Consider the following 22,112-nt stretch of genomic DNA (forward strand, 5'->3'; position numbering starts at 1 on the left):
GCTCTCCTCTCCCCCGCCTCCGCCCCGGTAGGCTGCCCCCATGTTCACCGTTCCCGGCCACAGCGGAGGCACCCTGCGCGGGCAGCTTCTTCTTCGGTGGGGGCGCTGAGCGCGAGTACCCGCGTTCACCACCGGCCCCCGGAGTCCACACGGCTCCGGGGGCCTTTCCCTTTTCTCCCGCAGGAGGCGAGTCAGATGGGCATGACGATGGCACAGAAGATCCTGGCGGCCCACAGCGGCCACGCCGAGGTGGTTCCCGGCCAGCTGATCGAGTGCGCGACCGATCTCGTGCTGTGCCACGAGATCACCACCCCAGCGGCCCTGCGGATGCTGGAGGAACGCGGCATGAACCGGGTGTTCGACCCCGAAAAGATCGTGGCGATTCCCGACCACTCGGTCCCCGCCATGAACATCAAGGCCGCGAAGATGTACCAGAAGCTCAAATCCTGGGTGCAGGAACAGGGCATCCGTCACTTCTACGACGTGGGGCGCGGCGGCATCGCCCACGTCGTGCTGGAGGGCAGCGGCCTGCTGCGGCCCGGGCAGACGCTGGTGAGCGGCGACTCGCACACCTGCAACGGCGGGGCGCTGGGGGCCTTTGCCACCGGAGTCGGCAGCACCGACCTCGCCGGGGCGATCTACGCGGGCCGGGTGTGGTTCAAGGTGCCCGAGACGATGCTGATCCGCGTGACCGGCGAGATGCAGCCGGGCGTCACCCCCAAAGACCTCGTGCTGGAGGTCATCAAACGCATCGGGGCGGACGGTGCGAACTACCTGGTGATGGAGTGGACCGGGGACACCATCGACCGGATGGACATGGAGGGCCGCTTCACCCTGACGAACATGGCGATCGAGGCGGGTGGCAAGACCGGCATCATCGCGGTGGACGGCACGACGCGGGCGTACCTCGCCGCGCGAGGGGTCGCGCCGGACGAGTACACCGAGTACACCTCCGACCCCGACGCGCCGTATAGGGTCGTGATCGAGCTGGACGCCTCGACGGTGGAGCCGACGGTCGCCTACCCGCACATCCCCAGCAACGGCCGCGTGGCGGGCAGCGACCGCATTCCGGTCACGCACGCCTACGTGGGCAGTTGCACCAACGGGCGCCTCAGCGACCTGCGCGAGGTGGCGCACATCCTGCGGGGGCGCCGGGTCGCGGACGGCGTGCAGATGATCGTGGTTCCGGCGACCCAGGCGATCTGGAAGCAGGCCGCGCAGGAGGGGTTGCTGGAGGTCTTCGTGGAGGCGGGCGCCAGCGTGAGCTACCCGAGCTGCGGCGCCTGCCTGGGGATGCACTCGGGCGTGCTGGGACCGGACGACGTGTGCATTTCCAGCTCCAACCGCAACTTTGTCGGCAGGATGGGCGACCCCTCGGCGCAGATTTACCTCGCCTCGCCCGCGACGGTGGCCGCGAGCGCGGTGGCGGGCGTGATCTCGGACCCGCGCGAGTACGCGGGGCCGCCCCGCGTGGAGGTGGCGTGATGCCCCGAGTCCACGTCTTCGCCCGCGACCACATCAACACCGACGAGATCATCCCCGCGCGGCACCTCACCAGCGACGTGGAGAGCGAACTGGCCCCCTACGCGATGGAGGACTACGACCCCGGCTTCGTGCGGCGGGTGGGGCCGGGCGACCTCGTGGTCGCGGGGGCCGACTTCGGGTGTGGCTCCAGCCGCGAACACGCCGTCTGGGCGCTGCGCGGGGCCGGGGTGGGGGCCGTGATCGCCCCCAACTTCGCCCGCATCTTCTACCGCAACGCGATCAACAACGGCTTTCTGGCGCTGGAATGCGCGGGCATCGTGGAGGCCTTTCAGGACGGCGACGAGGCCGACCTCGACCTCGCGGGCGGCACCATCACCAACCGCCGCAGTGGCGAGCAGCTCAGCTTCGTGCCCGTGCCCCAGTTCGCGCTGGACGTGCAGCGGGCGGGCGGCTGGCTGGAATACATGCGCGAGCAGGACGCGCTGGCTGCCGGAACCCTGAACACCCCCAACCTGAACACCCCCAGCACCGAAGCCGGACACGGCCATCCCGGAACCCCCGCCCCCCAGGAGGACCCCCATGCCTAGGATCGTCACACTGCCCGGAGACGGGATCGGCCCCGAGGTCACTGCCGCCGCCGTGCAGGTGCTGCGCGAGGTCGCCCCCGACGTGACCATCGAGGAGCATCTCATCGGCGGAGCCGCCATCGAGGAGACGGGCGAACCCTTTCCCACCGCCACCCGCGAGGCCGTGCGCGGGGCCGACGCCGTGCTGCTGGGCACGGTGGGCGGGCCGCAGGACTCGCCCTGGAACCGCCTGCCGCGCCCTCAGCGGCCCGAGTCCGGCCTGCTCGCGCTGCGGCGGGCCATGGGCTGCTACGCGAACCTGCGCCCGGTGCGGGTGCTGCCGGGGCTGGAGCACCTCTCGCCGCTGAAGCCCGAGCTGGCACGCGGGGTGGACATCCTGATTGTGCGCGAGCTGCTGGGCGGCCTCTACTTCGACGGGGACCGGCGGCTGGACGGCGACTCGGCCCACAACACCATGCGCTACACGCGGGCCGAGGTCGAGCGGGTGGCGCGGGTGGCCTTCTGGGCGGCCGGGCAGCGCCGGGGCCGGGTGACCTCGGTGGACAAGGCCAACGTGCTGGAGGTCTCCGAGCTGTGGCGCAGCGCGGTGCAGGACGTGCATGGCCGCAAGTACCGCGACCTCACCCTGAACCACGAGTACGTGGACAGCGTGGCGATGCTGCTGGTGTCCAACCCCGGCCGCTACGACGTGGTCCTGACCGAGAACCTGTTCGGGGACATCCTCTCGGACCTCGCGGCGGTGATTCCGGGCAGCCTGGGGCTGATGCCCTCGGCCAGCCTGGGAGACGGGGCGGGCCTGTTCGAGCCGATCCACGGCTCGGCCCCCGACATCGCTGGGCAGGGGGTGGCGAACCCGGCCGCCGCGATCCTGAGCGCAGCCATGCTGCTGCGCCACGGGCTGAACCGCCCGGCAGCCGCCAACCACGTCGAGGGCGCGGTGGCGCGGGCCTTGCGGGCCGGGCCGACCGCCGACCTGGGGGGTCGCGCGAGCACGGGTGCTTTCACGGACGCCGTGCTGGACAACGTGCAGGTGATGAGCGGGGCGTAGGGCGGGACCCCCGGGCCTTCCGCCGACCACCACGGACCTGTCGGCGGGAGAGCGGACGGCCGGGCGGCGCCGCCCGGCCCCGCCCGGCCCCGTTCAGGCGCGGGACGGTGTGGACCGACAGGCCCCTCCGACTCTGCCGCAGAGCCGACGCGCGGAGTCACCTCTCCCTGCGAGGCCGCCGGGCCGAACCAGAAGGGTACCGTCGGCACGCCTGCCCACCTCGGGCAACGCGGTTCAAGGTACGCCAGTCCGCCCGGTGGACGCGGCGGTGGACGCCGGGCTGTACCTCAACGACGACAGCGGAACGGTGCTCTTCCCGGTCGCCCCCCTCCCCTCTGGGCGAATGCGGAGAGGAACAGGGGAAACAGACTGGCTCAGTGACGAGTCACGAACCGTTCCCCCCTTGAAAGCTCAGCGCGGCAGTTCGCTCGTTCCCATCAGGAACTCGTCCACGGCCCGCGCCGCCTGCCGCCCCTCGCGGATGGCCCAGACGACGAGAGACTGACCCCGGCGCATGTCGCCCGCCGCGAAGATGCCGGGGACGTTTGTGACGTAGCCTCCCAGCTCGTCGGTGCCCGCCCTGGCATTTCCGCGCTGGTCGCGCTCGACGCCGAAGACGTCGAGGATGCTCCCCGCCGGGCTGACAAAGCCCATCGCCAGCAGCACGAGGTCGGCTCTCAAAATCTCCTCGCTGCCGGGAATCTCGGTCATCTTTCCGCCCTGCCATTCCAGGCGCACGGTCCTGAGGGCGGTGACGCGCCCGTCCTCGCCGATGAATTCCTTCGTGGCGATGGCGAACTCGCGCTCGCCGCCCTCCTCGTGGCTCGACGACGTGCGGAGCTTGTGCGGCCAGTAGGGCCAGGTGAGCGGCTTGTTCTCGTGCTCGGGCGGCATGGGCAGCAGCTCGAACTGGGTGACGTGCGCGGCGCCGTGGCGGTGCGAGGTCCCCACGCAGTCCGACCCCGTGTCGCCGCCCCCGATCACGACGACGTGCTTGCCCCCGGCGTGAATCTGACCCTCCACCCGGTCGCCCGCGTTCACCCGGTTCTGCCCCGCCAGGAACTCCATCGCAAAATGGACGCCGCCCAGCTCACGCCCCGGCACCGGCAGGTCGCGCGGTTGTTCGGCCCCGCCCGCCAGGAGCACGGCGTCGAACCCGGCGCGGAGGTGCTCCGGGCCGACCCTCTCCGGTGCGGAGTTGGTTCCCTCCGGCACCTCGCCCACCAATACGCCCGTGCGGAAGGTCACGCCCTCGGCCTCCATCTGGCGGATGCGGCGGTCGATCACGTGCTTGTCCAGCTTGAAGTCGGGGATGCCGTATCTGAGCAGGCCGCCGGGGCGGTCGTTCTTTTCGAAGACCGTCACGCTATGCCCGGCGCGGGCGAGTTGCTGGGCTGCCGCAAGTCCGGCGGGGCCGGAGCCAATCACCGCGACCCTCTTCCCCGTTCTGAAAGGCGGAGGCTGCGGCGCCACCCACCCCTCCTCCCAGGCGTGGTCGATGATCGCCCGCTCGATGGACTTGATGCCGACCGGCTCATCGGCCGTGAGGTTCAGGGTGCAGGCGGCCTCGCAGGGGGCGGGGCAGATACGCCCAGTGAACTCGGGAAAGTTGTTGGTCGCGTGCAGCGCGTCAATGGCCGCCCGCCAGTTGTTCCCGTACACGAGGTCGTTCCAGTCGGGAATCAGGTTGCCCACTGGGCAGCCGTGGTTGCAAAAGGGAATCCCGCAGTCCATGCAGCGGGCGGCCTGCACCCGCGACTGCTCGACGGTCAGCTCGTGGACGAACTCGTTGTAATTCCGCAGGCGCTCGTCGATAGGCTCGTAGGTTTCTTTGACGCGGCGGTAGTCCAGGAAGCCGGTGACTTTTCCCATCCTTGCTCCTCATCCCCCTCAGCTTCACTTCGTCAGGACGCCCTGGCCGGTCGGCTGGGCGACCTCTGCCGGGCCATGCCCCGCGTGCCTGCCCAGGTCGCCCAGTGCGCGTTCGTACTCGCGCGGGAAGACCTTGACGAAGCGCGGCAGCGCCTCCTCCCAGCCGTCCAGCAGTGCGCTGGCCCGCAGCGATCCCGTCCAGCGGTGGTGCTCCTCGATCAGCGTCCGGAGCTGCGCCTCGTCGGTCTGCCCGCGGTGCCAGAAGCGGCGCTCGATGGTCGCCTCCTGCTCGCCCGCAGGCACCACCCGGTCGAGCGACACCATCGCCGCGTTGCAGCGGCTGGCAAACGCGCCGTCCTCGTCGTACACGTAGGCGACGCCGCCCGACATGCCCGCCGCGAAGTTGCGCCCGGTCTTGCCCAGCACGACGACCGTGCCGCCCGTCATGTACTCGCAGCCGTGGTCGCCCGTGCCCTCCACGACCGCCGTGGCCCCCGAGAGCCGCACCGCGAAGCGCTCGCCCGCCACGCCCCGGAGGAACGCCTCGCCCGAGGTCGCGCCGTACAGCACGGTGTTCCCCACGATGATGTTCTTCGTCGCGTCCCCCCGGAAGTCGATGGAGGGCCGCACCACGACCCGCCCGCCCGAGAGGCCCTTGCCGGTGTAGTCGTTCGCGTCCCCGATCAGGTAGAGGGTGATCCCGCTTGCCAGGAACGCGCCGAAGCTCTGGCCGCCGTTGCCCTCCATCTGGATGAAGACCGTGTCGTCAGGGAGGCCGTCGGGGCGGCGGCGGATGAGTTCGCCGGAGAGCATCGCGCCCACCGTGCGGTTCACGTTGTGGGCGGCCTCCAGCACCTTGACCTTCTCGCCGCGTTCCAGGGCCGGGCGGCACTTCTCGATCAGGGTCACGTCGAGCGCCCGTTCCAGCCCGTGGTCCTGCGTCTCCACGTGGCGGCGGGCGACCTCGGCGGGGACGGCAGGCTGGTGGAAGACGCGGGAAAAGTCCAGGCCCCGCGCCTTCCAGTGCTCCACACCCCGGCGGGTGTCCAGCAGGTCCGTGCGCCCGATCAGGTCATCGAAGCGGCGGATGCCCAACGAGGCCATGATCTCGCGCACCTCCTCCGCCACGAAGAAGAAGTAGTTGATGACGTGCTCGGGTTTGCCCGCGAACTTCCGCCGCAGCGCCGGGTCCTGGGTCGCCACGCCCACCGGGCAGGTGTTCAGGTGGCACTTGCGCATCATGATGCAGCCCTCGGCCACGAGCGGCGCGGTGGCGAAGCCGAACTCGTCCGCGCCCAGCAGCGCCCCGATCACCACGTCGCGCCCGGTCTTCATCTGGCCGTCGGCCTGCACGCGAATGCGGCCCCGCAGGCGGTTGAGCACGAGGGTCTGCTGCGTCTCCGCCAGCCCCAGTTCCCAGGGCGACCCCGCGTGCTTAATGGAAGACCAGGGCGAGGCGCCCGTGCCGCCGTCGTGCCCGGCGATGACGACATGGTCGGCCTTCGCCTTCGTCACACCCGCCGCGATGGTGCCCACGCCGACTTCCGACACCAACTTCACGGAGATGTCCGCCTGCGGGTTCACGTTCTTGAGGTCGTGGATGAGCTGCGCGAGGTCCTCGATGGAGTAGATGTCGTGGTGCGGCGGCGGCGAGATCAGGCCCACGCCGGGCACGGAGTGGCGCAGCATCCCGATGTACTCGCTGACCTTGCCGCCGGGAAGCTGCCCGCCCTCGCCCGGCTTGGCCCCCTGCGCCATCTTGATCTGGATCTGGTCGGCAGAGACGAGGTATTCGGTGGTGACTCCGAAGCGGCCCGAGGCGACCTGCTTGATCTTCGAACGCAGGGAATCGCCGTCCTGAAGCTCGTAGTCGGCTGGAGCTTCGACGCGGCCCTCACCCAGGATGTCGCCCAGCCGCGTGCCCGCCGTGATCGTCCCGCCCCCCATCTCCGCGCGGTACCGCGCCGGGTCCTCGCCGCCCTCGCCCGTGTTCGACTTGCCGCCGATGCGGTTCATGGCGACGGCGAGGGTGGTGTGCGCCTCGGTGCTGATGGAGCCGAGGGACATGGCGCCCGTGGCGAAGCGTTTGACGATCTCGGAGGCGGGCTCCACTTCCTCCAGTGGGATCGCCCCCTCCGGGTCTGCCTTCAGCTCGAACAACCCGCGCAGGGTCATGTGCCGCCGCGACTGGTCGTTGATGATCCCCGCGTATTCCCGGTACGTTTCCACCCGGCCCGAGCGCGTCGCGTGCTGGAGCTTGGCGACCGCGTCGGGGGTCCACATGTGCTCCTCGCCGCGTGCCCGCCAGGCGTACTCCCCGCCGGGATCGAGCATGGAGGCGAGCAGGGGGTCCCCGCTGAAGGCAGCCCGGTGCAGCCGCAGCGCCTCCTCGGCGACCTCGAACACGCCGATGCCGCCGACCCCCGTGGAGGTGCCGCGGAAGTACTTCTCGACCAGCTCCTCGCCCAGCCCGATGGCCTCGAAGATTTGCGCCCCGCAGTACGACATGTACGTGCTGATGCCCATCTTCGACATGATCTTGGAGAGGCCCTTGCCCACGCCCCCGATGTAGTTGGCGACGGCTTTTTCCGGCGCTTCCGGGTGCAACTGCTCCAGCGTCTCCAGCGCGAGGTACGGGTGAATCGCTTCCGCCCCGTATCCGGCCAGGACCGCGAAGTGGTGGACCTCCCGCGCCGAGCCCGTCTCGACGACCACTCCCGCCGTCGTCCGCAACCCCTGGTGGACGAGGTGCTGGTGGACCGCCGAGAGCGCGAGGACCGCGGGGATGGCGACGTGATCCCGGTCCATCGCCCGGTCGGTCAGAATCAGGATGTTGTGGCCCCTGCGGACCGCGTCCACCGCCGCCGCCCGCAGGGAGGCGAGGGTGGCCTCCACGCCCTCGGCACCCCAGGCGGCAGGGTAACAGATGTTCAGCTCGTGGGGCCGGAACTTGCCGCCCGTCTGCGCCTCGATGGAGCGCAGCCGCGCCATGTCGGCGTGGTCGAGGACGGGCTGCGCGACCTCCAGCCGCATCGGGGGATTGACCGCGTTGATGTCGAGCAGGTTCGGCCTGGGGCCGATGAACGACACCAGCGACATGACGACCTGCTCGCGGATGGGGTCGATGGGCGGGTTCGTGACCTGCGCGAACAGTTGCCGGAAGTAGGTGTACAGCGGCTTGTTGCGGCTGGAGAGCACGGCGAGCGGCGAGTCGTTGCCCATCGAGCCGATGCCCTCCTCGCCCGCGGCGGCCAGGGGGGCGAGCAGGAACTTCAGGTCCTCCTGCGTGTACCCGAAGGCCTGCTGCCGGTCCAGCAGCGATTCGCGGAAGGCGGGCGCCTCGGCCCCGGCCCCGAGGCGGCCCAGCTCCACGCGCACGTTCTCGATCCACTGCCGGTAGGGTTTGGCCGAGGCGTAGCGCGACTTCAGCTCCTCGTCCTCCAGAATGCGTCCCTCGTCGAGATCGAGCAGGAACATCCGTCCCGGTTGAAGGCGCCACTTCTTGACGATCCTGTGCTCCGGGACCGGCAGCACGCCCGTCTCCGAGGCCAGAATCACGAGGTCGTCGCGGGTGACAATGTAGCGTGCTGGACGCAGGCCGTTGCGGTCCAGCGTCGCGCCGATCTGCCGCCCGTCGGTGAAGACCACTGCGGCGGGGCCGTCCCAGGGCTCCATCATCGCCGCGTGGTACTCGTAAAAGGCGCGGCGTTGCGGGTCCATCGCCCCGTGCCCCTCCCACGCTTCCGGAATCAGCATCATCATCGCGTGGGCGAGGGGATAGCCCGCCATCGTGAGGAGTTCGAGCGCGTTGTCGAAGGTCGCGGTGTCCGACTGCCCCCGCAGGCTGATCGGGTAGAGCTTCTGAAGGTCGTCGCCCAGCACCGGGGACCGCATCACGCCCTCGCGTGCCCGCATCCAGTTGAAGTTGCCCTTGACCGTGTTGATCTCGCCGTTGTGGGCGACCATGCGGTAGGGGTGCGCCAGGTACCACTCGGGGAAGGTGTTCGTGGAAAACCGCTGGTGGACGAGGGCGAGGGCCGACACCACGGAGGGGTCCTGAAGGTCGAGGTAATACTCCCCGACCTGCCCGGCGAGCAGCAGTCCCTTGTAGATCACCGTCCGGCACGACATGGAGGGCACGTAGTACTCGCGCCCGTGGGTGAGCTTGAGGCGCAAAATAGCCAGCGACGCCCGCTTGCGGATCACGTACAGCTTGCGCTCCAGTGCGTCGGGCACCAGGATGTCGGACCCGTGGCCGATGAACACCTGACGGATGATGGGTTCCCTGTCCCGCACCGCCGGGGACATGGGCATCTCGCGGTTGACCGGCACGTCGCGCCAGCCCAGCAGCACCTGGCCCTCGGCGTGGATCGCCCGCTCCAACTCCTGCTCGCAGGCCAGGCGGGAGGCGTGCTCCTTGGGCAGGAAGATCATGCCCACCCCGTAGTCGCCGGGACGGGGCAACGTGACGCCCTGCTTCGCCATCTCTGCCCGGTAGAACTCGTCGGGAATCTGGATCAGGATGCCCGCGCCGTCGCCCATCAGTTCGTCGGCGCCGACGGCCCCCCGGTGATCGAGGTTCTCTAAAATCTTGAGGCCCTGCGTGATGATGCTGTGGGACTTGGTTCCCTTCAGATGGGCGATAAAGCCGACCCCGCAAGCGTCGTGCTCCTGGTCTTGCCGGTACAGCCCCTGCTCGCTGAGCGCGGCTCTCTCCTGCGGCGCGGGGTGACGCGTTATGTCGTGGTCCATCAGCTTCTCCTCCCCGTTCGGCGCTGGGCGCTGCGGAGTTAAAGCATACACAGGCGTGCATACACACGCCGCTCAGTTGTCCATGCGTGTCCCGTACGCAAAACCCGCGCTAGACAAGTGCCAACAGTGGTCGATATGGACGGTGAACCTTCCGGACCAGTTCACAGCGATATTCATACATCTGCATAGTTTTAAGGCTCCTAACACTGCGGCGAGGATTCTGGGCATTTAAGGCTGGCGGGCTCATGCGCTGTGACTGACTCGCCACCGCTCTCCCCTGGCGTCGGGGGTGAAGGGCTCCAGCGCTGGTGATGGCGGGCGAGTGACGAACGTGGCGACATGCTGGAGGTGCTCCTCCAGAAACGCCGCGCCGCCGAGGCCGCGAACGCATTTTTCGTGTACCTGCTGGGGAAATACGACGTCCCGAAGGTGATCCCCACCGACACCGACAAGCTGTGGAGCTGTGGGGCAGCGCAGCGGAAACGTTCCGGGCTCCACACTGGGGAGCACGTTCAGGTCGTCTCCGCTGCTCGCGGCAACAAGCTCGTGGAACAGTCGCATCGGCAAACACGGCAGCAGGAACGCAGCCATCTCACCTTGAAACGACGGCGACGAGCACAGGAACTCCCTGCGCTCCATGCCCGAGTCTTAAAGCCCTTCAGCCCGGTAGATCCGGTAGACGCGCTTGTGGTCCACGGTCTCACCTTCACGGCCCAGCATCAGGTGGATCCGCCGGTATCCGAATCGCGGTCGTTCCCGTGCCAGCGTACGGAGACGCTCGATCAGGCACTGGGCTTTCCCCCTTTTGGGGCTGTTTCGTCTTTGCGTCGTCCGAGAGAAGCCCAATACCCGGCAAGCCTGTCGTTCGCTGACAGCGGAGATCCTCTGCAGCATGGTCACTCTCTGCTTTCTGAGGGGCGTCTGCGCCTGGGACGACGTCCTAAGCGTCACCACTTTCGCCCCACCACCTCCTTCAGCGTGGCGTTGTCGAGCGACAGGTCCGCCACCAGCTTCTTCAACCGCTGATTTTCTGCTTCCAACTGGCGAAACTTGCGGGTCTCGTCTTTGGTCATCCCACCGTATTTGGCTTTCCAGCGGTAGATGGTCGTCATCGCGACTGCATGGAGTCGCGTCAGATCGCTGATCGGGGTCCTGGCCTCAAGTTGCCCGAGGATGTCCAGAATCTGCTGTTCCGTGTACCGCTTGCCCAACACACTGCCTGCCAGTCTGCTGCTGGAGTTGCAATCAGATTGGCACTGGAAATAGAGGCAAGGTCAGTCGTACTTGCGGTCGTTCACCTAGGCGCGAGCGTACTCCAGCAGCCCATCGTAGTTCGTAGTGAAGATGTCCGCCAAGGTAAATCCAGCCGCAACTGGCGAAGGAGTCTTGGGAAGTGCTACCGCCAGGGGATCAGGCGGATGACGACTTCGTTGAGCGCCTCAGGTCCGAAGGAAGCTTCGCATTTGCCCGCCAGCCGTTCCAGAGGAAAGCGGCTGGCACTTGGGAGGTCAAGACCCAGGCCCTCGGCCAGTGCGGCGCGGTAGTTCCCAGAAGTGGAAAGGGAGACGTGCTGGGGCAGTTGAGGCACCCTCGGGAGTACAGTCAAGGGCCGTCCTCAGATGCCCCGGTGATAGTTCAGGTTAGACCGCCCCTCACAAATATGTATGCTAATATATATATCACTGGCGGATGCCCCACGGGCCTCCGTGCACAGGCCTTCGCAGAGACTTCCTCTGGCTCATCAGGCCGGGGCGTCAGAGAAGTTTGTGACCGATGCTTACCTTCATTCCTGATCCAGCCCAACTGGATCCCCCAGGGAGAACCATGACGACCTCATCCATTGAGCCTTCCCACACCCAGACCCTTCAGGGCCGCCGGGCCACTGCGCAGCCCTTCCCCGAGGAGGAAGGCGACCTGGATTCCTTGCTGGAACTGGACGACGCGGAAACCGGCGAGGAAGAACTTGATCCCGGAGAAGACGCGCCGGATGCGGAGGCCCGCGGTGACGAGGACGAGTTCACACTGGAGGAGGGGGCCGCGGCGGCCGCCGCTCAGGGTGACTCGTTGCGGCAGTATCTCAACGAGATCGGGCGAGTGCCGTTGCTGAGTTACGCCGAGGAGATCGACCTCGCCCGGCGGTACGAGGAAGGCGAGCAGGCGCGGCAGAAGCTGGAGGCGGACAGCGGCGATACCTTCGACGACCGCCAGCGCCGCCGACTGGCGCGTCAGGCCGAGGACGGGGCCGCCGCCAAGCAGGCGCTGACCGAAGCCAACCTGCGGCTGGTGGTCTCCATCGCCAAGAAGTACACCGGACGCGGGGTGGGGCTGCTGGACTTGATTCAGGAAGGCAACCTCGGTCTGGTGCGGGCGGTCGAGAAGTTCGAGTACCGCCGGGGGTTCAAGTTCTCGACCTATGCGACGTGGTGGATTCGTCAGGCGGTCACCCGTGCCCTCGCGGACCAGTCCCGCACGATCCGTGTGCCGGTCCATATGGTCGAGACGATCAACAAGCTGAGCTGGACCAGCCGCCGTCTGGAGATGGAGCTGTCGCGCGAGCCGCTGGACGAGGAGCTCGCCGAGGCCATGGGCACGGGCTGGTCTACGGACAGGGTGGGCGAGGTACAGAAGCTGCGCCGCGACCCCATCTCGCTGGAGGCCCCCGTGGGCGAGGAGGGCGACAGCTTCGTCGGGGACTTTATTGCGGACGACCAGTTCACCTCGCCCGCCGAGAACGCGAACCAGATCCTGCTGAGTGACGCGCTGAATCAGGCGCTGGGGGCGCTGGACGAACGTGAGGCGCGGGTGATCCGGCTGCGCCACGGCCTCGCGGACGGCCGCCAGCACACGCTGGAGGAAGTCGGGCAGGTGCTACACGTGACCCGCGAGCGGGTACGCCAGATCGAAAACAAGGCCCTGCGCAAGCTGAAGTACCATGAGGGCCGCACCCGCAAGCTGCACGGATTCCTTGAGTAGCCGGAGGACCGTGGACACTTCCCGACCACCACCCGGCTCCGCTGGTCCCATGGCCCAGGACGCCGCCCTCCCCTCTTCGGCAGACCACCTGCTGACCGACACCGTTCAGGACCTCTACTGGACGTTGCGGCGCCTCGCGGATCACGCCACGAGCGCGGTGCCCCTGCCACTCTCAGAGGTCGAGGTGCTGCGCCACCTCCACCAGTATCCGGGGGTCAGCGTCTCAGAGATCGCCCGTGACCTGGGATTGCAGCACAGCAATGTCAGCGCGACCCTACGGAGCCTGAGTGCCCGCGACCTGATCGTGCGGCGGCCCGACGAGCGTGACCGCCGTTGCACGCGCCTCTATCCCAGCCCCACCGCCCTCGCCACCCGCGCCGAAATCGACGGAGCGTGGGCCAGGGCGCTGGCTCCCTTTCTGGAGGAGCTGTCCGGGGAGGACCGGGACGCCCTGCTGGGCACCCGGCCCCTCTGGAAGCGGCTGGCCGCCCTTCGCCCCGCTCTGACCAAGCCCGCCGCTCCTCTGCTGGAAGAGCGGCGGGCTTGACACTCTCTTTGCCCAGACAAGGACTCTCCCGCCCTCGCTGTGCGAATCCCTCTCGATGCAGAGGGCTTTTTTTGGCTCCGGTCAAGCTAGCGGATGGTCCCTCAGCTTGCTCGTCACGTGACGAGCAAGTAAAAGAGAGCCCCGTGAGGCTCTCCAGACATAGGGCGTAAGGCCAGAGCGGCTTATACGGATTCGGTCTGTTTCCTTCACAACTCGGAACCTCACCGGGTTGCCAAGTCGACGCCTGGAACCCGCTCTTCTGCTGCTTACTCCGCTCGGACCAAAGCACTCCGTCAACGATTCACTCGGAGGCCATATCAATCACTTCCCAGCACGGGCGGGGCGGCGCGGCCTTCCTGGGGAAACTGACTCCCCATCCCAGCGTCCAGCGTCTTTTCCCGGGCGATGCCGTAGATCAGCAGGCCGTAGAAGACCTTGGCCGTCAGGTCGGCGACCGAGTGCCCCACCTGACCCGCGATCAGGGCAGAAGCGCCGGTCAAGCCCAGCAAGGGAAAGGCGTAGACGAGGGGATGCAGACTCCACGAGGCCAGCAGCAGCCAGCGCAGCCGGGCGAAGCGTTGCCGGACGCCCGGCGTGTCGTGGCGCACCGCCCCAGCGAGTTCGCCCCACAGGACCCAGAGGATGTAAAGAAAGGGTACGGTGCCCGCCAGGCCCCACAGCGCCCGCGCGAGCAGGTTTCCTTGTTCGATCTCGCCGGGGTAACCCAGGGCGATCATCAGGGCGGCGGCACCGCCCAGACGCACCATCAGCCGGGTGGTCTTCTGGCGCCCGATGTCCAGCACCAGCAGCAGGGCACTGAGAATCAGGGGAACGGTGCTCAGCCAGTCGGCATAGCGGGAGGCGTCCTGAAAGGGGAGCCCAGTGGGGCGGTAGGCACCGCCCGAGGGGGCGTAGGCGGCCGTCCACGACCCCAGAATCTGGGTGTAGTGGTAGCACGCCATGCCCACGGCGACGGCCATCACGATCAAGGCCGCGCGGTAGGGGCGGCCGACCTGCTCGCGCAGCAGCACGAAGAGCAGGGCCGCGCCGCCCATCGTGGCGACCGACAGGTTCAGCACCTGCTGAATAAGGAGGAACTGTTCGCTTGTCAGGGTGGGAAGTGTCATGGTTCCTCCAGCCATTCGCGCAGAAAGCGTTGGCGAAAGCGGTGGGCGGCGTCCGCGCCCGTGACCCGCTCCAGATGCGGCATTAGGTGGTGCAGCAGGGTCGAGACATCGTCCCGGCCGTGCTCGCGCCGCAGCCAGGCCAGCAGCCGGGGGGCACGGTCGTCGAGTTCGGTATGCAGTTCGCGCTCCAGTGCGGTCCACAGTGAGGACGTGCTTCGGCGCTCGCGGTCGAGAAAGACCTGAAGGCCACGGGGCTCGTCCGCCACCGCCCAGCGAAACAGCGACTTGTGGTAGCCGCCCGGCTCAGCGGGCCAGGCGGGCGAGCCCAGCCAGCCCCGCGCCCGGTCACTCCAGACGCGCAGGTCAAAGGCCCGCTCAACCAGCAGCACGCCTGCGTAGTTGCGCCCGTCCAAGAGGGGCAATAGGTCCCGGTCTTGCGGAGTCACCGGTTGGCGAAAGGCCACGGTCGTCCCGTGGCTGACGGCGTGGGCCAGCAGCTTCTCCTCGGTTCCCAAGAAGGCCGCCTGACACCACCCACCGGGCGCCTGGGCATAGAGGAAAGAAAGGGCCTCGGCGGCGGCGGAGTGCTGGCGGGTCTGGGCATAGGTCGGGTGACCCGATTCCACCAGAATCCAGCCCCCGGCCCCGGCACGCGGCGAGGGCGCGACACGGACAAGCGCGCTGCTGCCGTGAACGGCCCACTCTCCCAGGATCTGGGGAAGATCCCGCCCGGCAAAAGGGGCCTTTTCCGCTGAACGCTCCAACAAAAGACCAAAAATAGACTCGACTGGGCTGAGCATACCTGCCTTTCTGCTTCCCAGACGGCGGGGCGTTTACTCCCTGCGTCTCGCCGCAGGAATGAATGCCTCCAAGAAAGCGCCTTTCTTTTACCGGCGCTGAAATGACAAAAACCTTTCGCATCAAGCATTTAATTGTGTGATCAATTGATATTAGAACAAACAATAAACAAGGCAGTTACCAAAGGGGAACTGAACAACTAAGAAACGGGAGGCGGCCACGACAAGGTTTTTCGCCTTGCTCCCCAGCCGCAGAGGGGAGGGGGGGGCAGCAGATGCACTGCCGCCCCCCCCAGGGAACCCCCCTATTCAGTTCGCCCGATCACCGCCCCCGGCGACGCGCTTTTTGCGGCCCGACCCGCCCGGCCCCGGTGCCCGTGTCGAGGCCCTGGGCATTGTGCGGATGCGGCCTGGCCGCCCGCTTCTGGCCCTGCTCGGGGCGACCGTGGGCCTGCGTGGTGGACGACTCGCGCGGGGGCCGGGGCTGGCCCTGCCGCTGGGCCTGCTGCTGCCCGCGCCCCTGGCCGCCTCCGCGCACGCCGTTGCCGCTGCCCTGACCCTGCTTTTCCTGAATCGAGCGGTCGATCTGCCCTTCTTGCTGGGTCAGGGGCGGCTGGAGGGCGGCGGGCAGGCCCCGGCGCACGTTGCGCCACAGCTCGCGCTGTTCGGGAATCAGCAGGACGAGGTTCACGCCGGGGCGTCCGGCGCGGGCGGTGCGGCCCGAGCGGTGCACGTGGTCCTCGGAGGTGGAGGCCACGTCCATGTGAATGACCAGGCGCACCTCCGGCAGGTCGATGCCGCGCCCGGCGATGTCGGTGGCGACCAGCACGCGCGACTTGCCCTCGCGCAGCAGGTCCATGGTGCGCTCGCGCTTCTTCTGGTCCATGTTGCCCTGAAGGGCGCTGACGATCTCGCCGGGAAGCAGGTCACCCAGCCGCTCGGCGCGGCGCTTGACCAGGGCCTTGGTGCGGCAAAAGATCACCACGCAGCCGCCCGGCGCCCGCAGCGCCTCCCGCGCGTGCTCGGCGGTCACGTTCAGCACGTCCTCGCGGGTGGTGTGGATCAGCAGGTGGGTGGCCCCGGTCGCCCCACCCAATACGTCCCCGGTCTGCGGGGCCTCGGCGGCGCGGGCGGGGGCGATGTCGATGCGCTCGGGCGAGTGCATGAAGCGCTCGGCCACCTCGCGGATCGCGGCGGGAAAGGTCGCGGAGGCCATCGCAATCTGGAGGTCCTGCCCAGCCGCCTTCTGCGCCGCACGGAGGATGTCGCCCACATCCTTCAGGAAGCCCAGCGAGAGCAACTCGTCGGCTTCGTCAAGGACCACGTAGCGCAAGCCCGCAAGGCTGAGTTCGCCGCGCGTGATGAGGTCCTTGAGGCGCCCCGGCGTTCCGGCGATCACGCCCTTGCCGCTGGCCTCGGTGCGGGTTTGCGAGGGCGTGATGCCCCCGGTGATGCGCCCGGCGGGCATCCCGAGTTCGCGGGCCACGTCGCGGATCTGCACGGCGAGTTCGCGGGTGGGCGTGACCACCAGCACCTCGGGGCGCATCCCGCGGGTGGGCTTCATGCCGATGCCGCGCTCGGCGGCGGGAATCAGGAAGGCGAGCGTCTTGCCGCTCCCGGTGCGGGCGGTCGTGATCACGTCACGGCCCGCGAGCAGGGCGGGAATGGCCCCGGCCTGCACGGGCGTGGGGGTGCGGTCCCCCAGCCAGCGGTGCCAGTCGGTCGCGGCGGGAGGGGTGGGGCGGGCAGTCGTGTTGGAAGTCATGAAAGTCCTGTCGGCAGAACACGCCGGGCCAGCGCGGGGGCTGGCGGCGGGGCGCGGCGCTGGAGAGGGCGCCGGGTGAGAATGTGGGGAACGCTTCAGCTGCCGTAGCGACTGGCTCTCCGCGCCCGCGAATCTGTCTGCCTGCGGTGGGGGGTCTGTTCTGCCAGGAGGAGCCGACTTCACAGACAAACCTCAGCAGTATGCCCCATCGGAAGGCGGGAGATGGGGGGTGAGGTTGGAATGGGAGAGTCCGTGCCGTGAAAACCCCCTCCCGGTGGGCGGAGGGGGAGAGGGCTTCAGTCGTCGGAGGGGGTGGGGGTGTCCTCGGCCTCGGGCCTGGGCTTCAGGCGCCCGGCCTGGCGCACGCTCTGGGTGAGCAGGTACTCGATCTGGGCGTTGACCGAGCGCAGGTCGTCGGCGGCCCAGCGTTCGAGGGCGGCGTACAGCTCGGGGCTGATGCGGAGGGGGAAGTTCTTTTTCGGGCGGGCGGGCATGTGGCGCCCCCCGCTAGTACAGGCTGCCCGCGTTGACGACAGGCTGGGTGCCGCGCTCGCTGGTCAGGACGACGAGGAGGTTGCTGACCATCTGCGCCTTGCGTTCCTCGTCGAGCCGCACGATCTCCTGCCCCTCCAGTTCGCGCAGGGCCATCTCGACCATGCCCACCGCACCCTGCACGATCTGCTGCCGGGCGGCGATGATCGCGCTGGCCTGCTGGCGCTGAAGCATCGCCCCGGCGATCTCGGGCGAGTAGGCGAGGTGCGAGAGCCGCGCTTCGAGCACCTCCACGCCCGCGTGCCGCAGCCGGGTGTCGAGTTCGCGGCCCAGGGCCTCGGACACCTCGTCGGGGTTGCCGCGCAGCGAGAGGGTGCGGCCGTCGTAGTCGTCGTAGGGGTACCCGGCGGCGAGGTGGCGCAGCGCCGTCTCGGCCTGGATGGCGACGAACTCGGAGTAGTCCTCCACATCGAAAACCGCGCGGGCCGTGTCCACCACCCGCCACACGATCACGGCGGCGATCTCGATGGGGTTGCCCATCTGGTCGTTGACCTTGAGGCGCTCGGAGTTGAAGTTGCGGATTCGCAGCGAGACGTTGCGGCGCAGGGTAAAGGGGTTCGTCCAGTAAAAGCCGTTGCGCCGCTCGGTGCCCACGTACCGCCCGAAGAGGGTAATCACGCTGGCCTGGTTGGGCTGCACGATGAAAAAGCCCGCCAGCCCGATCAGCAGCAGCACGCCCAGCACGACCGCCGGAACGATGAACCCCAGCCCTAGCCCCAGCCACACGGCGAGGCCCACGAGAACCAGCCACAGCAGCACGGCGGGAATCCCCGGCAGTCCGAATGCCGGGCGCTCGGCGCTCGCCACACCGGGCACGGGGGAGACGCCCCCAGCGGGGCCGACGGTGGCGGGCGCTTTTTCCAGTTCGCTCATCAGGTTCTCCCGGCACCGGGGAACGTCCGGCGCGTATCAAAGTGATATCACATTGATGCAGGCAAAACCAGGGGAGGAGTTGCCGGGGCCGGGGGCAACCCGTATCGTGAAGACCTCCACAATCTGAACGTCCCCTGAAGGTCGTCTCCCGAGTTTCCCCCTTTCCCGCAGGAGTGCCGCATGGAGCCGTGCTATGGAAATCTTTGATCCCGCCATCTTTCCCATCCTGGTCGCGGACGGGCTGACCAACGGGGCCGTGTACGCGCTGCTGGCGCTTGCGCTCGTGCTGGTGTTCGCGGTGACCCGCGTGACCTTTATTCCGCAGGGCGAGTTCGTGGTGTTCGGCACGCTGACGCTGGCTTCCCTGCAACTCGGGCGGGTGCCGGGGACCCTCTGGCTGCTGCTGGGGCTGCTCGCCCTCGCGGCGGTGATGGAGGCGGTTTCGCAGGTGCGCCGGGGGCAATCGGGCCGGGGCCTGCTGACGCTGGCGGGAGCCGCCGGGGTGGGGCTGGCCGTCTGGGCGCTGACCGCGTGGGCCGCGCCGCTGGGATGGCCGCTGTGGGCACAGGCGCTGCTGACCCTGGGGTTGATCGCCCCGCTCGGGCCGCTGCTGTACCGCACGGTCTACCAGCCGCTGCGCGACGCAACGGTCCTGGTGCTCTTGATCGCCTCGGTCGCGCTGCACCTCGTGCTGACGGGGCTGGCGCTGGTGTTTTTCGGGCCGGAGGGGTCGCGCACGCCGCCCTTCGCCCAGGGGAACGTGACCCTGGGGCAGGTCACCCTGAGCAACCAGAGCCTGCTGGTGATCCTGCTCTCGGCCCTGCTGATGCTGGGGCTGTACTTCTTCTTCGAGCGGACGATGGCGGGCAAGGCGCTGCGGGCCACCGCCGTCAACCGGCTGGGGGCGCGGCTGGTCGGGATCAGCCCGGCCTCGGCGGGCATGTTGACCTTCACGCTGGCGGCCTCCATCGGGGCGGTGGGCGGCATGATGATCGGCCCCAGCGTGGCGATGAACTACGACTCGGGCTTCCTGATCGGCCTGAAGGGCTTTATCGGGGCGATCATCGCCGGGCTGGTCAGTTACCCGCTCGCGGCGGCGGGGGCGCTGCTGGTGGGCCTGATCGAGAGCTTCGCTTCCTTCAGCCTCTCGGCCTGGAAGGAGGTCATCGTGTTCACGCTAATCCTGCCCGTGTTGCTGTGGCGCAGCCTGACTACCCGCCACATCCCGGAGAACGAGGAATGAACGCGCGGCTGATTCTCTCGGTCGTCGCGGTGGTTCTCGCCCTCGCGCTGCCGCTGATCCTGCCGCTCTTTCAGGTCACGCTGCTCGTCAACATCCTGATTTTCGCCACGGTGGTCGTGGGGCTGGTGCTGCTCACGGGCATCGTGGGGCTGACCTCCTTCGGGCAGGCGGCCTTCATGGGGGCGGGGGCGTACACGACCGCCGTGCTGACGACCCAGGCGGGCTGGAGTCCGTGGCTGGCGCTGCCCGCCGGGCTGGTGGTCACGGGCCTGATCGCGTGGGTGCTGGGGTTGCTCACCCTGCGGATGCAGGGGCATTACCTGCCGCTGGCGACCATCGCGTGGGGCATGAGCCTGTATTACGTCTTCGGCAACACACCCGCGCTGGGGGGCTTTACCGGCCTCACGAACATTCCCCCGCTGTCGGTGTTCGGGCTGGACCTCACCTCGCCTCGGGCCTTTGCGTACCTCGCCCTGCTCGCACTGGGGCTGACCGGGCTGGGCGCCCAGTTCCTGCTCTCCAGCCGCACCGGGCGGGCGATGCGGGCGCTGCGGGGCGGGCCGCTGGTGGCCGAAGCCTTCGGGGTGAACTCCTTCCGGCTGCGGGTGCAGGTGTTCGTCCTCGCGGCGCTGATGGCGGGGCTGGCCGGGTGGCTCTACGCGCACAGCCAGCGCTTCGTGAATCCCACGCCCTTCAGCCTCCAGGCGGGCATCGAGTACCTGTTCATGGCGGTGGTGGGTGGCTCCGGGTTCGTCTGGGGGGCGCTGCTGGGGTCGGGCCTGATTACCGGACTGCGCGAGTGGCTGCGCGACGTGCTGCCGGGGCTGATCGGGGCGCAGGGCAACTTCGAGGTGATCGTGTTCGGCGTCCTCGTCATCCTGACGCTGCAATTCGCGCGGCGGGGGCTGTGGCCGCTGCTGGAGCGGGTCCTGCCGCAGGCCCCGGTGCGCCTGCTGCCTGAACGGGGCCGCCTTCCCGCCCGCGAGAAGCCCGCGCCGGGCACGCCGCTGCTCTCGGTCGAGCACGCGGTCAAGCAGTTCGGGGGGCTGCGGGCGGTGAATGACGTGTCCTTCGAGCTGCGGGCCGGGGAAATCCTGGGCCTGATCGGGCCGAACGGGGCGGGCAAAAGCACCATGTTCAACCTCGTGACCGGGGTGAATCCGGCGACCTCAGGGCGGGTGAGTTTCATGGGCCGCGACATCACCCGGCTCACGGCGGGGCAGATTCACCGCCTGGGACTCGCCCGCACCTTTCAGCACGTGCACCTGCTGCCCGAGCTGTCCCTGCTGCAAAACGCGATGATGGGCGGCTACGCGCGGGGCCGGGCGGGGATGCTGGCGAGCCTGCTGCACCTGGAGCGGAGGGAGGAAGCGGCCCTGCAACACGAGGCGCTGCGGCAACTCGAGCGGGTGGGGCTCGGCGAACTGGCGCACACCCTCGCCGGGAACCTCGCCCTCGGGCAACAGCGGGTGCTGGAGGTCGCGCGGGCGCTGGTGGCCGACCCCACGCTGCTGCTGCTGGATGAACCCGCCGCCGGGCTGCGCTACGGCGAGAAGATGGACCTCGCCGACCTGCTGCGGCGGCTGAGGGCCGAGGGAGTGACGATCCTGCTGGTCGAGCACGACATGGACCTCGTGATGGGGCTGGTGGACCGGCTGGTGGTCATGAACTACGGGGAGAAGCTGGCCGAAGGCAGCCCCGCCGAGATCCGCGCCCACCCGGCCGTGCGCGAGGCCTACCTCGGGGTAGACGTGAGTGGGGAGGAGGTCGCGTGACGCCCCTGCTGGAAGTGCGTGGCCTGCATACCCGCTATGGCCGGGTGGAGGCGCTGGGCGGGGTGAGTGTCGAGGTTCCCGCCGGGCACATCGTGAGCGTGATCGGCGCGAACGGGGCGGGGAAGACCACCCTGATGAACTCGGTCATGGGCGTGCTGACGCCCTCGGCGGGCGAGGTGCTGTACGCGGGCGAATCGCTGCGGGGGGTGCCGCTGGAGGCGCGGGTGGCGCGGGGCATCACGCTGGTGCCCGAGCGCCGCGACCTGTTCGCCTCCATGACGGTGGCGGACAACCTGCAACTGGGGGCCTATACCCGGCGGCGGGGCGGGTGGCGGGGTGATCTGGACGGGGTGTATGCCCGCTTCCCGCGCCTCGCGGAGCGCCGCCGCCAACTGGCGGGCACCCTCTCGGGCGGCGAGCAGCAGATGCTGGCGATTGGCCGGGCGCTGATGGCGCGGCCCCGGCTGCTGCTGCTGGACGAACCCAGCCTCGGCCTCGCGCCGCTGATCGTGCGCGACATCCTCCGCATCGTGCAGGGCCTGCGGGATGAGGGCGTGACCATCCTGCTCGTCGAGCAGAACGCCCGCGCGTCCCTCGCCATCAGCGACGGGGGCTACGTACTGGAAACCGGGCAGGTGCGCCTGAGCGGCCCCGCGCACGAGCTGGCGCGGGACGAGACGCTGGGGGCAAGCTACCTGGGGGGGTAGAGCGGACCG

At 68.7% G+C, this 22,112-nt stretch carries 17 protein-coding genes and 1 pseudogene; 9 read left to right on the forward strand and 9 right to left on the reverse strand.

Annotation, left to right across the window (positions count from 1 at the left end; all coding sequences use genetic code 11):
- Positions 1-195: 195 nt before the first annotated feature.
- Genes F8S09_RS07265 through leuB form a run of 3 tightly spaced genes read left to right on the forward strand, consistent with a single transcriptional unit; the run spans position 196 to position 3,120 of the window.
- Positions 196-1,485 (forward strand): 3-isopropylmalate dehydratase large subunit, encoded by a 1,290-nt coding sequence (locus F8S09_RS07265; RefSeq protein WP_152870619.1) that lies wholly within the window; start codon positions 196-198, stop codon positions 1,483-1,485.
- Positions 1,485-2,072, forward strand: a complete 588-nt coding sequence (locus tag F8S09_RS07270; RefSeq protein WP_152870621.1) for a 3-isopropylmalate dehydratase small subunit — start codon at positions 1,485-1,487, stop codon at positions 2,070-2,072. Before F8S09_RS07265 ends, F8S09_RS07270 begins: the two co-directional genes overlap by 1 nt.
- Positions 2,065-3,120 carry a 3-isopropylmalate dehydrogenase gene (leuB, locus tag F8S09_RS07275; RefSeq protein ID WP_152870624.1) on the forward strand — a complete coding sequence of 352 codons (1,056 nt, stop codon included), beginning with the start codon at positions 2,065-2,067 and terminating at the stop codon, positions 3,118-3,120. The genes F8S09_RS07270 and leuB overlap by 8 nt, the downstream gene beginning before the upstream one ends.
- Before the next feature lie 411 nt (positions 3,121-3,531).
- On the opposite strand, the gene F8S09_RS07280 is transcribed toward leuB, so the two are convergent.
- On the reverse strand, positions 3,532-4,992 hold the full coding sequence (locus tag F8S09_RS07280) for a glutamate synthase subunit beta (protein WP_152870626.1): 1,461 nt from the start codon (positions 4,990-4,992) through the stop codon (positions 3,532-3,534).
- Between the two features lie 24 nt (positions 4,993-5,016).
- A complete protein-coding gene (locus tag F8S09_RS07285) occupies positions 5,017-9,744 on the reverse strand; it encodes a glutamate synthase-related protein (protein ID WP_152870628.1) in 4,728 nt (1,575 codons plus the stop codon).
- A 324-nt stretch (positions 9,745-10,068) separates the two neighbouring features.
- Between F8S09_RS07285 and F8S09_RS17910 the strand changes: the two are divergent.
- Positions 10,069-10,371, forward strand: a pseudogene (locus F8S09_RS17910) (DDE-type integrase/transposase/recombinase); the annotation flags it as partial.
- A 21-nt stretch (positions 10,372-10,392) separates the two neighbouring features.
- Here the strand turns inward: F8S09_RS17910 and F8S09_RS18315 are convergent.
- Both F8S09_RS18315 and F8S09_RS07295 read right to left on the reverse strand, forming a co-directional pair.
- The gene (locus F8S09_RS18315) at positions 10,393-10,638 is read right to left on the reverse strand and encodes an IS3 family transposase (protein WP_227978577.1); all 246 of its coding nucleotides are present in this window, start codon (positions 10,636-10,638) and stop codon (positions 10,393-10,395) included.
- Between the two features lie 53 nt (positions 10,639-10,691).
- Positions 10,692-10,958: a transposase gene (locus tag F8S09_RS07295; RefSeq protein ID WP_194165258.1), complete on the reverse strand. Its 267-nt coding sequence runs from the start codon at positions 10,956-10,958 to the stop codon at positions 10,692-10,694.
- Positions 10,959-11,568: 610 nt separating this feature from the next.
- Here F8S09_RS07295 and F8S09_RS07300 point away from each other — a divergent pair.
- Both F8S09_RS07300 and F8S09_RS07305 read left to right on the forward strand, forming a co-directional pair.
- A complete protein-coding gene (locus tag F8S09_RS07300) occupies positions 11,569-12,717 on the forward strand; it encodes a sigma-70 family RNA polymerase sigma factor (protein ID WP_194165259.1) in 1,149 nt (382 codons plus the stop codon).
- A 49-nt stretch (positions 12,718-12,766) separates the two neighbouring features.
- Positions 12,767-13,264, forward strand: coding sequence for a MarR family winged helix-turn-helix transcriptional regulator (locus tag F8S09_RS07305; protein WP_194165260.1), 498 nt, complete (start codon positions 12,767-12,769; stop codon positions 13,262-13,264).
- 317 nt (positions 13,265-13,581) lie between these two features.
- Here F8S09_RS07305 and F8S09_RS07310 read toward each other — a convergent pair whose 3' ends face one another.
- The 5 genes from F8S09_RS07310 to F8S09_RS07330 all read right to left on the reverse strand — a co-directional run bounded on the left by F8S09_RS07310 (position 13,582) and on the right by F8S09_RS07330 (position 18,378).
- Complete coding sequence (locus F8S09_RS07310) at positions 13,582-14,391, reverse strand: bacteriorhodopsin (protein WP_194165261.1); 810 nt, start codon at positions 14,389-14,391, stop codon at positions 13,582-13,584.
- Positions 14,388-15,158: a hypothetical protein gene (locus F8S09_RS07315; RefSeq protein ID WP_152870641.1), complete on the reverse strand. Its 771-nt coding sequence runs from the start codon at positions 15,156-15,158 to the stop codon at positions 14,388-14,390. The genes F8S09_RS07310 and F8S09_RS07315 overlap by 4 nt, the downstream gene beginning before the upstream one ends.
- Positions 15,159-15,510: 352 nt before the next feature.
- Positions 15,511-16,953 (reverse strand): DEAD/DEAH box helicase, encoded by a 1,443-nt coding sequence (locus tag F8S09_RS07320; protein ID WP_152870644.1) that lies wholly within the window; start codon positions 16,951-16,953, stop codon positions 15,511-15,513.
- A 296-nt stretch (positions 16,954-17,249) separates the two neighbouring features.
- A complete protein-coding gene (locus F8S09_RS07325) occupies positions 17,250-17,447 on the reverse strand; it encodes a hypothetical protein (RefSeq protein ID WP_152870646.1) in 198 nt (65 codons plus the stop codon).
- Positions 17,448-17,460: 13 nt separating this feature from the next.
- Positions 17,461-18,378 carry an SPFH domain-containing protein gene (locus F8S09_RS07330; protein ID WP_152870648.1) on the reverse strand — a complete coding sequence of 306 codons (918 nt, stop codon included), beginning with the start codon at positions 18,376-18,378 and terminating at the stop codon, positions 17,461-17,463.
- Positions 18,379-18,571: 193 nt separating this feature from the next.
- Here F8S09_RS07330 and F8S09_RS07335 point away from each other — a divergent pair, with 193 nt between their 5' ends.
- Genes F8S09_RS07335 through F8S09_RS07345 form a run of 3 tightly spaced genes read left to right on the forward strand, consistent with a single transcriptional unit; the run spans position 18,572 to position 22,103 of the window.
- The gene (locus F8S09_RS07335; RefSeq protein WP_152870650.1) at positions 18,572-19,621 is read left to right on the forward strand and encodes a branched-chain amino acid ABC transporter permease; all 1,050 of its coding nucleotides are present in this window, start codon (positions 18,572-18,574) and stop codon (positions 19,619-19,621) included.
- The gene (locus tag F8S09_RS07340; protein ID WP_152870652.1) at positions 19,618-21,396 is read left to right on the forward strand and encodes a branched-chain amino acid ABC transporter ATP-binding protein/permease; all 1,779 of its coding nucleotides are present in this window, start codon (positions 19,618-19,620) and stop codon (positions 21,394-21,396) included. The genes F8S09_RS07335 and F8S09_RS07340 overlap by 4 nt, the downstream gene beginning before the upstream one ends.
- Positions 21,393-22,103, forward strand: coding sequence for an ABC transporter ATP-binding protein (locus F8S09_RS07345; protein WP_322618621.1), 711 nt, complete (start codon positions 21,393-21,395; stop codon positions 22,101-22,103). The genes F8S09_RS07340 and F8S09_RS07345 overlap by 4 nt, the downstream gene beginning before the upstream one ends.
- Positions 22,104-22,112: the final 9 nt, after the last annotated feature.

This window comes from Deinococcus terrestris (assembly GCF_009377345.1).
GTDB lineage: Bacteria > Deinococcota > Deinococci > Deinococcales > Deinococcaceae > Deinococcus > Deinococcus terrestris.